Origin of the sequence: Altericroceibacterium indicum, assembly GCF_009828105.1 — a bacterium.
GTDB classification, from domain to species: Bacteria; Pseudomonadota; Alphaproteobacteria; order Sphingomonadales; family Sphingomonadaceae; genus Altericroceibacterium; species Altericroceibacterium indicum.
Genome location: NZ_WTYQ01000003.1, coordinates 71,038 through 85,936 on the forward strand (window position 1 = coordinate 71,038; position 14,899 = coordinate 85,936).

The 14,899-nt window shown below is 57.8% G+C and carries 14 protein-coding genes; 7 read left to right on the forward strand and 7 right to left on the reverse strand.

Annotation, left to right across the window (positions count from 1 at the left end; all coding sequences use genetic code 11):
• Positions 1-267: 267 nt before the first annotated feature.
• Genes GRI39_RS08790 through GRI39_RS08805 form a run of 4 tightly spaced genes read left to right on the forward strand, consistent with a single transcriptional unit; the run spans position 268 to position 5,406 of the window.
• Positions 268-2,553, forward strand: coding sequence for a glycosyltransferase family 4 protein (locus tag GRI39_RS08790; protein ID WP_246205000.1), 2,286 nt, complete (start codon positions 268-270; stop codon positions 2,551-2,553).
• Between the two features lie 52 nt (positions 2,554-2,605).
• Positions 2,606-3,895 carry a glycoside hydrolase family 130 protein gene (locus GRI39_RS08795; protein WP_160739352.1) on the forward strand — a complete coding sequence of 430 codons (1,290 nt, stop codon included), beginning with the start codon at positions 2,606-2,608 and terminating at the stop codon, positions 3,893-3,895.
• A gap of 31 nt (positions 3,896-3,926) precedes the next feature.
• The gene (locus tag GRI39_RS08800; protein ID WP_160739353.1) at positions 3,927-4,826 is read left to right on the forward strand and encodes an XdhC family protein; all 900 of its coding nucleotides are present in this window, start codon (positions 3,927-3,929) and stop codon (positions 4,824-4,826) included.
• Positions 4,798-5,406: a nucleotidyltransferase family protein gene (locus GRI39_RS08805; RefSeq protein ID WP_160739354.1), complete on the forward strand. Its 609-nt coding sequence runs from the start codon at positions 4,798-4,800 to the stop codon at positions 5,404-5,406. The genes GRI39_RS08800 and GRI39_RS08805 overlap by 29 nt, the downstream gene beginning before the upstream one ends.
• On the opposite strand, the gene GRI39_RS08810 is transcribed toward GRI39_RS08805, so the two are convergent.
• From GRI39_RS08810 to GRI39_RS08840, 7 genes are all read right to left on the reverse strand, one after another.
• Positions 5,403-5,816: a TadE/TadG family type IV pilus assembly protein gene (locus tag GRI39_RS08810; RefSeq protein WP_160739355.1), complete on the reverse strand. Its 414-nt coding sequence runs from the start codon at positions 5,814-5,816 to the stop codon at positions 5,403-5,405. The two genes, GRI39_RS08805 and GRI39_RS08810, sit on opposite strands and share 4 nt — an antisense overlap.
• The gene (locus GRI39_RS08815; RefSeq protein ID WP_160739356.1) at positions 5,813-6,301 is read right to left on the reverse strand and encodes a TadE/TadG family type IV pilus assembly protein; all 489 of its coding nucleotides are present in this window, start codon (positions 6,299-6,301) and stop codon (positions 5,813-5,815) included. Before GRI39_RS08815 ends, GRI39_RS08810 begins: the two co-directional genes overlap by 4 nt.
• Before the next feature lie 11 nt (positions 6,302-6,312).
• On the reverse strand, positions 6,313-8,346 hold the full coding sequence (locus GRI39_RS08820) for a Tad domain-containing protein (protein WP_160739357.1): 2,034 nt from the start codon (positions 8,344-8,346) through the stop codon (positions 6,313-6,315).
• A 670-nt stretch (positions 8,347-9,016) separates the two neighbouring features.
• A complete protein-coding gene (locus tag GRI39_RS08825; protein WP_160739358.1) occupies positions 9,017-9,535 on the reverse strand; it encodes a DUF3237 domain-containing protein in 519 nt (172 codons plus the stop codon).
• A 12-nt stretch (positions 9,536-9,547) separates the two neighbouring features.
• Complete coding sequence (locus tag GRI39_RS08830) at positions 9,548-10,297, reverse strand: SDR family oxidoreductase (RefSeq protein ID WP_160739359.1); 750 nt, start codon at positions 10,295-10,297, stop codon at positions 9,548-9,550.
• A gap of 23 nt (positions 10,298-10,320) precedes the next feature.
• Positions 10,321-10,710 (reverse strand): nuclear transport factor 2 family protein, encoded by a 390-nt coding sequence (locus tag GRI39_RS08835; protein WP_160739360.1) that lies wholly within the window; start codon positions 10,708-10,710, stop codon positions 10,321-10,323.
• The gene (locus GRI39_RS08840; RefSeq protein ID WP_160739361.1) at positions 10,707-12,365 is read right to left on the reverse strand and encodes a GMC family oxidoreductase; all 1,659 of its coding nucleotides are present in this window, start codon (positions 12,363-12,365) and stop codon (positions 10,707-10,709) included. Before GRI39_RS08840 ends, GRI39_RS08835 begins: the two co-directional genes overlap by 4 nt.
• A 93-nt stretch (positions 12,366-12,458) precedes the next feature.
• Between GRI39_RS08840 and GRI39_RS08845 the strand changes: the two genes are divergently transcribed.
• The 3 genes from GRI39_RS08845 to GRI39_RS08855 all read left to right on the forward strand — a co-directional run bounded on the left by GRI39_RS08845 (position 12,459) and on the right by GRI39_RS08855 (position 14,898).
• Positions 12,459-12,854, forward strand: a complete 396-nt coding sequence (locus GRI39_RS08845; protein WP_160739362.1) for a nuclear transport factor 2 family protein — start codon at positions 12,459-12,461, stop codon at positions 12,852-12,854.
• A 131-nt stretch (positions 12,855-12,985) separates the two neighbouring features.
• Positions 12,986-14,113 carry a cobalamin-independent methionine synthase II family protein gene (locus GRI39_RS08850; protein ID WP_160739363.1) on the forward strand — a complete coding sequence of 376 codons (1,128 nt, stop codon included), beginning with the start codon at positions 12,986-12,988 and terminating at the stop codon, positions 14,111-14,113.
• On the forward strand, positions 14,113-14,898 hold the full coding sequence (locus GRI39_RS08855; protein ID WP_160739364.1) for an IclR family transcriptional regulator: 786 nt from the start codon (positions 14,113-14,115) through the stop codon (positions 14,896-14,898). Before GRI39_RS08850 ends, GRI39_RS08855 begins: the two co-directional genes overlap by 1 nt.
• The last annotated feature ends 1 nt before the right edge of the window (position 14,899 follow it).

Sequence of the window (14,899 nt, forward strand, 5' to 3'; positions counted from 1 at the left end):
CCCAAAACCGAATGAAGTTCCCTTTTTCATCGCAATCAAGCCACCTTCTATCGGAAGCTGCGAATTATCTTGCCGCCGGGAACTGACAGGCAGGAACTTCGTCTGATCTGATGCAGCGCAAAACAGCTTTGTTACACGATTTCATGGTCTTGCTGGGTTTGGCGCTTCTTTTCTCTTGTCAGATGGGTCATTTTATGACGCAATGCAGCATTGAACGGAAGCGATTGGGAATCAAGCAGCACTTCATATTTGATCAGGGGGCATACGATGTCGATGGAATCTCATGACATGCTGATGAGCGAAACCCTTCGGGACCGGCTTACTGGCCGGCTTGATAGCTTGAGGTCTAACAGCATGCCGCCTGATAACCCTCGCATTGCCATGATCGGGAATTATCCACCGCGCAAATGCGGCATCGCAACGTTCACGGGAGATGTGCACGACAAGCTTTCGCAATATCACCCGGAAGTCAGTGTCGATCTTTATGCGCTCGATGATCCGAAAAGCCCGCTCCATTACACCAATATCGCCGGAACGATCGACCGCGCCTCGCCTGAAAGCTATTTGCAGGCCGCCCAGGCCATCAACCGTTCAGCGGTGGACGCAGTGTGGTTGCAGCATGAATATGGCATCTTCGGTGGCGATTGCGGCGATATGGTCTGCGATTTCGTGGATACGCTCGCCGCGCCGCTGATTTTGACCCCGCATACGGTGCTGGCAGACCCTAGCCCCAAGCAGCGGGCCATTCTGGAACATCTGGTTGCCCGCGCGTCGCGGATTATGGTGATGTCCGAATATTCGCGCGATTTGCTGGCCGAAAGCTATGGCGCGCCACATGAATTGCTGGAAATCATTCCCCATGGCGCGCCCTTCCGCCCGTTTGGCAGGCAGGAAGAATATAAGGCCCGGCTGGGGCTTGGCGGCAAGAATGTCCTGATGACCTTTGGGCTTCTCAGCCCCGGCAAGGGGTTGGAGCTGGTGATTGAAGCCATGCCCGGCATTTTGCGCCGCCACCCCGATACGGTGTACCGGATTGTCGGGGCCACCCACCCCAATCTCGTCGCGGAGGAAGGCGAAGCCTATCGCGAAAAGCTGGCTGCTCTGGCAGAAGAGCTTGGCGTTGCAGACCATATCCAATGGGATGATCGCTTCCTTGAAACCGATGATCTGCTCGATCAGTTGGAAGCCTGCGATATTTATCTCACGCCCTATCTCAATTTGCAGCAATCGACCTCCGGCACGCTGAGCTATGCGGTGGCGCTGGGCAAAGCGGTGATCGCAACGCCCTATCTCCATGCGCGTGAATTGCTGGCTAATGGCGTGGGCTGTCTGGTGGAGCCGGATTCCGCATTGGCGATCATGCACACGGTGTGCGGGCTGCTCGATGATCCGCAAGAACTCTCAGCCCTGCAAAAGCGCGCCTATGCACGTGGACGGCAGACAATCTGGCCACGTTTTGCAGATAAGACCGCAAATCTTATCCAATCCTGCATTCTGCATGACGGGAATCATGTGCCGCATGGCACCCGCCCCGGCCTCTCCGGCGTCTTTGCCATGTGCGATGACACCGGCATGTTCCAACACGCCAATGGCATCGTGCCCGACCGCGCACATGGCTATTGCCTCGATGACAACGCCCGCGCGCTAATGCTGATGAATGTGGCGCAAGGGTTGTCAGTGGACGAGAGGATGCAGCGCAGCGTCACCTTTGCCTCCTTCATGCAGGCTGCGTGGAATGAAGACAAATCCTGTTTCCGCAATTTCTTGGGCTTTAACCGGCAATGGCTGGAGGAAAGCGGTTCGGATGATTCCAATGGCCGCAGCATTCGCGCTTTGGGGCACACTTTGCGCTATTCCACCGATGCAGGCCTGCGCCGCTGGGCCAGGCATCTTTATGACAAGGTTTTGCCCCATTCGCTGAATCAGGACAGCCCACGCGCCACGGCTTTTGCCATGCTGGGGGCTGCCGATGCGCTTCACATTTTGCCAGACCACGGCGCATCACGAGAGGTTTTGACGGAAGGCGCGGCCTTTCTTTACCGCCTGCTCGAAGCATCCCGCCGGCCGGATTGGGCGTGGTTTGAAGCGGTGTTGGGCTATGACAACCCCCGTCTCTCACAAGCTCTGATTGAAGCCGGTCTGTTGCTGGAGGATGACACCTATCTCGAAGCGGGGCTGGAAAGCCTCCAATGGATCAACACGCAGCAATGCAGCGAAACCGGTATGTTCCGCCCGATTGGCTCAGACAGTTTCGGCAAACCCTATCGGCATTTGCCGTTTGACCAGCAACCGCTGGAAGCCCTCGCGGCGATAGAGTCCGCCCAATGCGGCTATCGCGCCACGGGCAAGAGATGCTGGCTGGACCATGCCGAAAAGGCGTGGAACTGGTTCTTTGGCGGAAATGACCGGGGCGTGACGCTGGCCGACATCGCTACCGGGCGGTGCCGCGATGGCATTAATCCGCGCGGCGCAAACGAAAATTGTGGTGCCGAATCCATCCTTGCCTTCCAACTTTCTCATTATTCGATGGTGACACTTCCCGAGGCCCGCTAACATTCCGACCGAGCCTTTCGGAGAAAAAGTCGTGAAGATGGATAGGGAATGCATGACGAGCCCTTTGCAGGTTTTGGAAACACGCCTTCACGCTGATCCTTCGCGGGTTGTGCTGCGGCCATTTCACCTCAGTTGGCAGGCCAAGAATGCTCCCGGCGGCAGGGCTGGCCAATTGGTGCAGGACATTCTCAGCCTCAGCGAAGAAGAGGCAGTGGAGGAATATGCCCGTGTGGTGGCCGATTTTGGCGAGCGCCACTGGCATACGGAAAGCCTGTTTGAAGATCGCTTTGCCGAAGTAGCAGAAGAGCTGGGCATGGATTCCAGCGCATTATCCACCACCTGCAAACGGTTGATTGGTGCCTATTTCTGCCACGAATATACCTATGCCGCTGCCGCTTTGATGAATCCGTCCATCGTGCCTCACCCCGACCAAAGCGGGATGACAGGCGAAGCGATGCGTTTTGTCATGACGCTGAGAGCAGTGGGCGAAGGGCACATCAGTTCCGTGGTGTTTCGTGAAGGGATTGCCTATCCTGATGGGACTTTTACCCTCTGGCCGCAGGGGCCATTTGCAACGTCCGTGGATCTGGAAGACGCTTCGCTCAGTGCCAGTTCGGGCGCAGTGACGGTGCGCCGCCACCCGGAAAGCACTCTGTCCAATACGGTGATTTTCCCGATCACAGAGCAGCAGCGCAATGGCCTGGAAGATCTGCGCCTGACGCGGTTCGATCACGGTGAGGGCAAATTCGAATGGATCGGCACCTATACGGCCTATTCCGGTTCCTCGATCCGCTCCGAATTGCTGCGCACGGAAGATTTCCGCCGCATGACGCTCGAACCCATCAAGGGTGAAGCGGGCCGCAATAAGGGCATGGCGCTGTTCCCTAAGAAGATCGACGGCAAATATGCGATGATCGGGCGGCAGGATGGCAAGAACCTGTTCCTCCTCACATCGGATAGACTGGATTGCTGGGACGATGAAGGTGTGCTCCTGATGGAGCCTCAATATCCATGGGAATTTATCCAGATCGGCAATTGCGGCAGCCCCATCCTCACCGATGCTGGCTGGCTGGTGATCACCCATGGCGTGGGGGCGATGCGCAAATATGCGCTGGGCTGCGCCTTGCTCGATAAGGATGATCCGTCCAGAGTTCTGGGCCGGACAGAGCACCCCATCCTCACCGCTGTTGATGCCGATCGTTCCGGCTATGTGCCCAATGTCGTCTACACCTGCGGGGCATTGTATATCGGGGATCGCCTGCTGATCCCTTATGGCCTGTCAGACAGCGCCGTGGGCTTTGCCACCGTGGAGCTGGCAGAACTGCTTGATATGTTGGTGTGAACCAATTGCAGGGCTGTGGGTTCGGTCCATAATGGCCTTAACACATTCTTTGAACATCGCGCCTGCCGGTCCCAATTTTGGAGACGATGCGGCGCTCGTTGCCTGTGCGGATCAGGATGCGGCCTTGTGCACATTGATCGGCATAGAGGGCAGCTTTTCGCGCAGGCTGGGCGCTCAATTGGCGATTGGGGCGCAAGGCGTGCTGGCAGGCAGCCTCGCCGATGGGTGCCTTGAGAACCAATTGGTGACTGAAGCGCAAGAAGCCCGGCGCGAAGGTGGCCCGCGCCTTGTGCGCTTTGGAGCCGGATCGCCTTCGATCGATTTTCGCCTGCCCTGTGGTTCGGGACTTGATATCTGGGTTGATCCTACGCCAGACCGCGCCGCCTGCCAGCATGTTGCACGGGAATTGCGGGCCCGTCGCCCGGCATCTCTGGCGCTGGACCTGCCAGCAGACAGCGCGCCCCATCTACTACGCCAGCGCGACTATATCCCTGCGATCAAGCTAATCCTGTTTGGCGAAGGGCCAGAACTGACCAGCCTTGCTTTGCTGGCCGAAGCGTCTGGCATTGGGTGCGACATCTATTCGCGCGACGATCCCCAGCGCCTCTCGCTCGGCCAGGCACCGGTAGGGGCGGAAGCAGACCTCTGGACAGCGATTATCTTGCTGTTCCACGATCACGAATGGGAAGTGCCACTGCTGCAATGGGCGCTCGATACGCCTGCCTTCCTGATCGGCGCTCAAGGCGGCCGGATTGCCCGCGAAGCCCGGCGCGATGCGCTGGCGTCATCTGGGATGAGCGCCAATGCGATCAACCGGACCGTCAGCCCCATCGGCCTCATCCCCCATAGCCGCGACCCGCAGGTGCTGGCCGTTTCAGTGCTCGCCGAAGTGATCGCTGCCTATGAAGCGGCCTACCGCCGCAATGGCTGAGCGCCTGCTCGTCGCGGTGCTGGCGGCGGGCCTTGCCACACGCTTTGGCGGCGGCAAATTGGATGCCCGCTGCGCCGGAAAGCCGCTTGGCCAATGGGCACTGGATGCGGTGGCCGATGCAGGGCTTTTGTCCGGCATCATCATCACCAATCCCGCGCCGCCTCTCTTTGCCACACAAGCGAAAGACTGGCGTATCTGCATTAATCCCGAGCCGGAACGGGGGTTATCGTCCTCGCTCGCGCTGGTGGGAACCCACGCTTTGGCGCATGGCTTTGAGACAGCACTGGTCCTGCTGGGCGATATGCCGCTGGTGACGCCGGAGCATCTGCAGGACCTGTGCCACGTCGCGCCATCAGCCACGGATTACGGCCACAACCGTCCCGGTGTTCCGGCCCTGCTCACTCGCGATCTGCTGGAGGCTTGCGCTGCGCTGGAAGGGGACCGGGGTGCTGGCCCTTTGCTCTCCGCCCACAAAAATCTGCACCTCGTGCCCGCAGATACCGCCATGTTGCTTGATGTGGATCGCCCGGAAGATCTGGCCCTGGCCGAAAGCTATCTCCTCGAAAAACCCTCTCCTTAACCCAGCACCGGATAGCAGGCCGTGGCGACCAAGGTGCCACCCATCCCCGGCACAAAGCCTGTGACTGGTGAATCAAACGCCTTCCTGATTGTCACCAGATTGGCCCCGGCATAGCCCTGACAGGTGGCGTTGCCCTTCAGCGTAATATTGCCATCGGCAATCGCCACACCATAATTGGCCGCACGTCTTTTGGCATATTCGCGCTGGCTCGCTTCATCGGGGCAATCGGTTTCGAGCGACATGCAACGCGCCGTGCTGAAAGCCACTTCATCCAGCGTCTGCCGGGTCCAGATCATCCTCCCGCCCTCAATCACCCCGAACAGCATCAAGAAGAACACCGGCGCAATCAGCGCGAATTCCACCGCGCTCGCACCTTTCTGGCAGGATCGGAGGCGCTGCAAAATCATCATTCCAGACGCACCGTGGCTTTCTGTTCAATCTCCGCATTGGTCAGCACACCATTGGGCAGGATCATCGGCACATAGGGGCGCGATGCTTTGATCGTCATATAATAGCCAGCCGTAGAATTGGCGGTTACGCCAGTACCCGTGCAGACAGCGCCGCAGGTTTTGGATAGATAGCTTCCATCAGACTTCAGGCAGGCGCAGGTTCGCCCGTTCCTCTTGCATGTCCCATCATTGCAAGTGATCGTGACAGTGAGATCGGGGCTTTCTGCCAGAGCGCGGACATAATCGGGCAGTTCATCGAATTTCACATCTTCGCGATTGTTGAAGCTTGCCACACTGGCAGCCGACACAGCTTCATCCACTTGCCCGCGCTGGATATAATACATCCCGAAATCAAGCGCTGCCATCACCACGAAGAAGAACAGAACCGTCCACAGGGCAAATTCCACTGCCACCGCGCCGCGTTCATCGCGGGCGAGCCTGTGCATGAAAGCCCGCATCAGCGCACCAGCCTGATATCGCCGGACGAACCCGATCCGGCATTGCCGAGCATCGATTTGCAGGCAGACCCGGTCGCCGCGCCACCCGTCACAGAAATCTTGTCTCCGACCAGCGAAAAACACTGCCCATTATCCACCGTGGCATTACCACCCGACAGTTTGATTTCAGCCTTGGGGAAATAGATCACCCCGCCAAACACATTGCTGGAACCACCCGACCAGGTGACATGGTTGGTGGTCATACTCGCCAGTAACATTTCACCAATCTGTGCCCCGCTCACACTTTCTGTGGCTGCGAGCAGTTTGGTTCTCGCGCCGCCAGACAGGTTGAGCGCCCCTTGCAGGATAAAGCTGACATTGACGCCCGCCATATCGAAACCGGCCACATTCACCCCTTCCAGCATCTGGCCGTAAGTCTTGCCGTTGACTTTGGAGGTATAGGGCCAGGTCGCGCCCCCGGTTCCATTGGAGACATCGCCATTCACAGTGTAGCGCCCAGCCCCGAACAGAGCGCCGCCTTTGATCGACATATCGCCATTGATGTAGTGATTGGCTGTCTTGCCAAAAGCGATCTTGCTGCCGCCATCGGTGGAGATCGTACCATCAGCACTGAAGGTTCCATCACCCATCAGAAACGCACCGCTGCCCTGCAACTGAACGGCATTGCCATTGGCCACCTTGCCCAGCACGACATTGCCATTGCCGATTGCCAATTCGCTATCGCCGCCAACCTGCACGCCTTTGCGAGCGACGAAATCACCCGACCCAAGGCCTGCTGTACCACCCCCGCCAAGGTCCACCATGCCAAAATAATGGCTGCCATTACCCATCCGTAGATGTTGGCCACCCCCCAGCTTCAAATCATCATTGATGATGACATTGCCATTGCCCTTGGTGTTGGTGCCGGCAAAAATGACCTTGCCGCTACCAATCCACAAGGCCCCATCGCCGATGGTGACACCGCTATAGCCTGTGTCAAAACCGCCGTTCACGTAAAGATTGGCATTCCCGAAATTGAAGCTCGAACCGTCATGATCGAAACCATTGGCAATGGTGATGTTTGACCCATTTTCGAACCGCACATTGATGCCGCCTGCTACGGTAAGCTTGCCGATCGTATAATTGCCAGCCGGCACCACATAGTCGCCAGTGGTGCCCACCCGATAGGCTTTCACCGCATTGGACGGGTTCCAACTGAAATCCCAATTGCTGCCATTAGGAGTGGTGGGATCGCCAAAGCTGGGCATCGCCGCTGTGGTCCCCAGCTTGCTAAAGGCCGAAGCCAGCTCTGCATTTTCCGCCCAGGGGTCGGTCAGGACAGTAGTCTGATTGATGCGTTTATCTTCTGGGGGGATATTGCTGTTCCAGTCAGGCGCTTTGAATGAACCGCCATAGCGCAGTGTTTCCGCTTCCAGTTTCCCGTAACCAACGGTGATGTCGCCTTCCCCGGAAATAATATCGTTCCCGCGGATCAATTCGCCCTTATTGTCAATCGAACCCACCGCCGCCACCGCGCAATCGGGCGCATCGATCGAAGCGCCGCCGGTCACGGTGATGGCCGCCGCGCCATCGGACAGCGCCAGATAGCAAGGCGCAGAATACGGGTCATCGCTGAACAAGATCGCATAGCTTTCGGCAGACACATTATAGTTGCCGGAAAAGCCGAGCACGCGCGCCAGCATATAGGGCACGGGCTTGGTCACCACCACGCGCACGGACTCATCGCCTTCTTCAGGGAAGTTTTTCACCAGACTGGCGGCAACATTGGCACCGGTCAGTCCATTGGCCAGGGCCATATTCTGCGCTGTGGGGGTGAGGATTCCCGCCTCGGCCTTCGCTTTATAAGCCATGGCTGCCGCCAGCGCGCCCATATCGGCAGCACGCTGATTGAAGACCCTTTGTTCATACCCACGATTGAGGTCCACCGCCAGACCAGCCGACCCGATAACCACCGGCAGGCTCAGCGCGGCGATGATCATCACATTACCTTGAAAGTCACCTGATAGGTGGCGCAAGGCACGGAAAATATTCATTATTATGATGCGACTCATAATATCGGAATTACGATCTATTGGTTAAGATTTGCCTGCTAACCGGCCTCGCCCATCCGGGGAACACCTGCGCCGAGGACACATAAAGCTTGACATTTATAACCATATTGGTTATATGCTCCAGCACTTCTCACCATTGAGAAGGTGATATCGGGAGGCTGCAAGGCCGGCTTGTTTCCTCCTTTTGCCTGTATGGTTTGCGTCAGACAGGCAAACGCGGCCGGTGTGGTTTGGCGGCGCTGGTGACGATGCAACAAAGTCCCAGCCCACGGCAAGGCACGCCAGATGAATGTGACAGGATGTTTGCGGTTTCCTGTGGCCCTTTTTCATCCCTGCCCCTGTATTCCGGGCAGGCTCTCAAAGGGGAAAACAGGCCGCCAGTGGCATGGTGTATCAGCCATGCGGATGGGATCAGCGGGTCGCGAGCCCCCGCCCCTTTCCGGCCTGTTATCATGGACGACCGCCCTTCAAGCGGTTCGGGCCAAACCGGCATGTCGCGGAGCGATGCGTGCCGGTCATTCGCACCCAGCACCTCCGCCGCACCAGCGTAGCGCCCCTGGCGCCACGCCGGCCGCGCGGTATCTTTATGCGCAGGCAGATAAGGTCCGGGTTCGCCGCCGGATGGGGCAGCGTGCCCGAACTCTCTTGGCGGTCAAACGAGCGCGTAATAACGTAGCAAATTGCCATCCGCGCGGCGTTCCCCCACCCCGATAAACACATGTTTGGTCAGCCAGTCATGCTTGCCCACCGGGCATTCAAAGCTCGGCTGGCCGCGCAGATAATATTCCTGATTTTCCACCGGCTCGCCATCAGCAAAGGCCCAGTCACGCAAGCGGCTCATCGTGTCGGGCTGGCGGCCCCAGAGGAAGCCCTTATTATTGAGCAAAATCAGCGTGCCATCATCTTCCTGCAAGAGATAGCGGGCATCAAAACAGGCCACATCATCGGGGCGAAAATAAGCATAATCGCCGCCCGAATGGGGCACGGCCTTACCGCGCAGATGGGGGCCTTCAAAAGTGCCTTCCGATACGATCACCGCGCTGCGGTTGCCGCCAGCAGGGGTGTTGGGAATGGTGTAAACATCCGGAAATTTCAGCCGGACTTCCATCACGAATTCCAACCGGGGATTGTCCACCGTGGAGAAAGGGGCTTCAAAAGGTCCATTGGCCATCAGTCAAAATCCTCAGCGCAGTTCGAGAGCGCCGCCATCTACGAAGAGATTGGCAGCGGTAATAAAGGAAGCCTCGTCAGAAGCGAGGAACAGGACAGCGCGGGCCACTTCATCGGCCTCTCCCATGCGGTGCATCGGAATCGCGTTGATCATCTGCTGTTTAAGGCCCGCCACCGCTTCTTCGCTCATCCCCGGATTGCGATAGAGCAGCGGGGTGTCGATCGGGCCAGGGCTGACCATATTGACGCGAATGCCTTCAGAAACCAGCTCGCCCGCGATGACTTTTACCGCCGCATAAAGCCCGCCCTTGGCCGCCGCATAGGTGAGGTTGCCGGGCAGCGAAGCATGGGCCCCAATCGATCCGGTCACGATGATCGAACCGCCTTTGCCCATCAGCTTCAAGGCTTTCTGAATGGCAAAGACGCAGCCCTTCAGATTCACCGAATGGACGAAATCCCAATCCTCCTCAGTGATCTCCCGAAGGGGCGCAAAACCACCGACACCGGCATTCACATAAAGGACATCAATCGCGCCATCGCTCGCTTCAATATCGGCGATCAGGGTCTCGGCGGCTTCAATGTCGGCAATATCCGCCTGATAGCCCACCGCCCCCGGAATGGCGATCACCGCTTCATCCAGCGTCACCTGGTTGCGGCCTGTGATGCGGACCCTTGCCCCTTCAGCGGCGAAGGCTTTGGCGGCGGCCAGACCCATCCCGCTATTGCCACCCATCACCAGCACGGTCTTATCCTTGAAACGCATGGTTCTCTCCCAGAATATGCTTTTCAGAATGGCGAATTGGGGTTTGGCCCACCTTCGATCACATCCTGCATCACGTCCCAATGTTCAGCGATTTTGCCATCTTCGACGCGGAAAATATCGATCACCGCCCAGCCCGGATCATCCGGCCAGCGGCGCACATGATAATGCACCGTCACATGGTCCCCATCGACAAAGGCGCGCTTCACATCATGCACCGCATCCGGGGTCTGCTCACGGATCATGTCCAGAAAGGCCTTGAACGGCGCAAGGCCGGGTTCGACCGACTGATTATGCTGAATGTAATCCGCCGCCAGAAAGCGATCAGCAGCGGCCGAATCCATCGGGTTCAAAACCTGCGCAAACATGTCGAGAACAAGGGCGAGATTGGCCTCTTCCTGCGTGGTCCTGCTCATGCCGCCTTCTCAGGCGGAAGCTCGGCCGCGGGCAGGCTCTGGCCCTTGATAAGGTCCGCACATTTCTCGCCCACCATCACAGCGGGAAGGCCGGTGTTGCCGCCGGGGACGGTTGGCATCACCGAACAATCGGCAATCCGCAACCCCTCCACACCAATCACCCGAAGCTCTGAATCCACTACAGAACGTTCCCCCATGCCCATCGCACACGTGCTGGTCGGGTGCATCGCGACATAGCAGGTAGCGCGGATGAAAGCGTCCAGTTCGGCATCGCTTTCCACATTCACGCCGGGCATCCGCTCCTCACCAATCAGATTGGCTTGCGGCGGTGTGTTATAGATCTTGCGGGCCGCACGGATCGCCGCGCGCATTGTCGCAAGGTCCGATTCCTCAGCCATCAAATTGAGCGTCACCGAAGCCACATCGCGCGGGTCTTTGCTCTTCAGCTTCACCCAGCCCCGACTATCGGGGTGGAGCGCCACAAGGCCTGCCCAGAAGACATGATCCTGCCCCGGTTTCAGCAGCGGGAACCAGGTCTGCGCATCAAAGCGTATGGGATTTGCCATGAACTGAATATCCGGTCGGTCCAGCTCCTCGCGCGTCTTGATCACAACATTGCAACTATTGAGCTGGAGGCCCAGCGGCCCCTTGCCGAACAGTGCCCACTTCAGCGAATTGATCGCGATCTTGTCCCACCGAAGCTGGGTGAGAAACGTCACCGGCTTGGTGGCGAACCACTCCATCGACACATTGGCATGTTCCTGCAAATTGCGCCCTACGCCGGGGCTGTCATGCAGCACCTCCACACCCATTTCGCGCAAATGCTCCGCCGGGCCAATGCCCGACAGCATCAGCAGATGCGGGGAATTATAAGTGCCGCCAGACAGGATCACTTCACGGTTGGCACGAATGATCTGCGTGCCCTGTTCGCTATCAATCTCCACCCCGACACAGCGCTTGCCTTCAAACACCATGCGGCGGACCAGCACACCGGAACGCACTTCAAGATTAGGCCGTCCCATCGCAGGTTTGATGTAAGCGGTAGACGCGCTGACCCGGCGACCGCGATCATCCACCGTCATTTCACCGCGCGCAAATCCGTCCTGCTTTTCGCCCGCCAGATCTTCGCTGGTGGAATACCCCGCATCATGCGCCGCTTCCATCAGCGGTTCGTGGTGAAGCAACGGGCTATTGATCGGGCGCACCTGCATCGGGCCATCCCCGCCGTGATAGAGGCTTTCCCCGCGCCAACTGCTTTCCAGCTTTTTGAAATAGGGCAACACTTCGGCATAGCTCCAGCCCCGCGCACCCATCTGCGCCCACTGGTCATAATCCTTGCGGTGCCCGCGCATCGCGAACATGCCATTGATGGAGGAAGACCCCCCCATCACCCGCCCGCGTGGCAGGGGCAATTGCCGCCCATCCAGATGCGGCTCAGGCTCGGTCATATAGGGCCAGTTGAAGCGCGGATCGGGCACGGCCTTCAGAAAGGCGATCGGCATTTTGAGATAGGGATGGCTATCCTTGCCGCCCGCTTCCAGCAACAGCACCTTGTTGGATGGCACTTCAGAAAGCCGCGCGGCCACCACGCAGCCTGCGCTGCCTGCCCCGACGACAATATAGTCAAAATTCTCACCCGATCCGGTGTTCGCCATTTTCCGCTATCCTCTCATGCATCTTGAGATGCGCTCTTTTCAACTTGCTAACGATCGTTAATGTCTAACGCAAGTGAATGGAGAGGACCAATCATGACTCGTGAAGATTATGAACGCTACGCCGCCGCCTTCAACGCCCGTGATTATGACATGGTGTTTGATTTCTACGCCGAGAATCCCCGGCTCGCCTTTTTCGGGATCGAAATCACGACTCGTCAGCAGTTGAAGGATTTTTACGGCTTCATGCACCAATATGTGAAAGAGACGGTGGAAGTGGAGCGCTTTGCCGCCAGCGATGAACTCGCCGCTGTTGAAGGGGTAATCCGCATCGAAGGGATCAAGGACCTCACCCGCGAAATCCTGGATGCCAACGGGATGGAACAGTTCTACCCCATCGCCCAGGGCGAAGTGCAGTCCATGCGGCAATATATTCACTACCATTTGCAGGATGGGAAAATCACCAGCGTTGGCTGCGCTCTGGTTCCTTGAAGAAGCCAGCCTGAAATTTGGCCTGCCTGATGAAAGAGAAGGTTTGCCACCTCTCTTTCATCCTTGCGTCAATTTCGCGTAGGTGAAATAGAAAAGCAACTTTGCCCCATTTCTTCCGGGATTTGAAATTTATGATCAAGACAACGCATGTTGGCAGCCTGCCACGCGGTAACAATCTGGTTCCGCTTCTCCTCGCCCGCGATAAGGGGGAAGAGTATGATGCAGCAGAATTTGACCGGGTGGTGCAGGACGCAGTTGATGAAGCTGTGGCCCAGCAGGTCAATGCCGGTGTCTCCGTGGTCAGCGATGGCGAATTGGGCAAGGTCGGCTATTCGACCTATATTATCGAACGGCTTGAAGGCTTTGGTGGCCACACACCGCGCAAGCCGGCCAAGGATCTGGCCGCTGTGCCTGAACTGTCCAAGAAGCTCGCCACTATCATGGGCGCGCAGGAATTTACTCGCGCCAGTGCCATTGCGCCGATCAAACTGGTCAACCTCCAGCCGCTGCATGACGACATTCGCCGTTTCAAAGCCGCGCTGGAGAAGAATGGTAAAGGCGTTGAAGCTTTTCTGAACTCCGCTTCACCGGGCCTCATTACCGCCTTCCAGCCGAACCAATATTACCCGACGCATGAAGCCTATCTGGCTGACCTCGTCACTGCGATGAGGCCGGAATATGAAGCGATTGTAGATGCTGGTTTGCAGATCCAGCTCGATTGCCCCGATCTCGCCATGTCGCGCCACACAGGATATCAGGATCAGAGCGAGGAAGAATTTCTCAAGACGATCACTGCCAATGTCGAAGCGCTGAATGCCGCCACTGCCAATATCGCCCCTGAAAAGATGCGGATGCATGTCTGCTGGGGCAATTATGAAGGCCCGCATAATTTCGACATTCCGCTCGAAAAGATCATCGATATCGTGCTTTCCGCGCGCCCGGCCACCATCCTGTTTGAAGGGGCGAATCCTCGCCATGAACATGAATGGGCTGTATGGCGCGATGCCAAATTGCCGGATGAGAAAATCCTCGCGCCGGGCCTGATCGATAGCTGTTCCAACTATATCGAAACCCCTGAACTGATTGCGCAGCGGATTGAGCGCTATGCAGCGATTGTGGGCAAGGACCGCGTGATTGCCAGTTCCGATTGCGGCTTTGGCACCTTCGCCGGTTACGGCAAGATTGATCCCGCCGTGGCATGGGAAAAGCTCGCCAATCTGCGCAAAGGCGCTGATATCGCAGAAGCGCGGATAGGATAATGATCACGAGAGGGGCGCCCACGGGTACGGCCAGTCATGCAAGCGCGAATGGGTCCAGCCAGGTCAAGTCTGCGACCCGCACGCTCGACATTATCGAATATGTCGTGGCGCATGAACGGCCATTGGTGGCGCAGGAAATCGCCACTGCTCTAGGCATTCCTGTCTCGAGCCTGTCCTACCTGCTCGCCACTCTTGTCGATCGCGCCTATCTGGTACGTGAAGGAAGGCGCTATAGCCCCGGCCCCGGCCTGGAACGATTGCAAGCCAATCGTGGCGGCTTCACGCTGGCAGAACGCGCAGCACCTCTGGTGCGCACCTTGCGGGTGCAACTCAACGAAACGACCAGCTTCTTCATCCGTACCAATTGGGATGTGGAAGCGATCGTGACCGAAACCAGCGATCACGCTCTGCGCTATTCGATCAATATCGGCACGCGCCAGCCGGTCCATGCGATGGCTTCCGGCAAAGCGCTGCTGGCGGCGCTGCCTGATGAAGATCTGGATCGCTATTTTCAGGAAGCACAACGCAAGCGTTTTACCCCTGCCACGGTGACAAGTGAAACGGCACTGCGCAATCAGATCAATCAGATCCGCCGCACCGGCTTTGCCAAGACCGAAAGCGAATATAGCATCGGCATTCGCGGGATTGGCCGCGCGGTGCGGGTGGAAGGTCAGGTGGTTGGCGCGCTCTCTATTGCTGTGCCGCAAGCCCGCTATGATGCTGCGTTGGAGCGTCGTGCAATGGACCTGCTCGAACGCACTGCCGATCTGCTCGACACAAAATAAT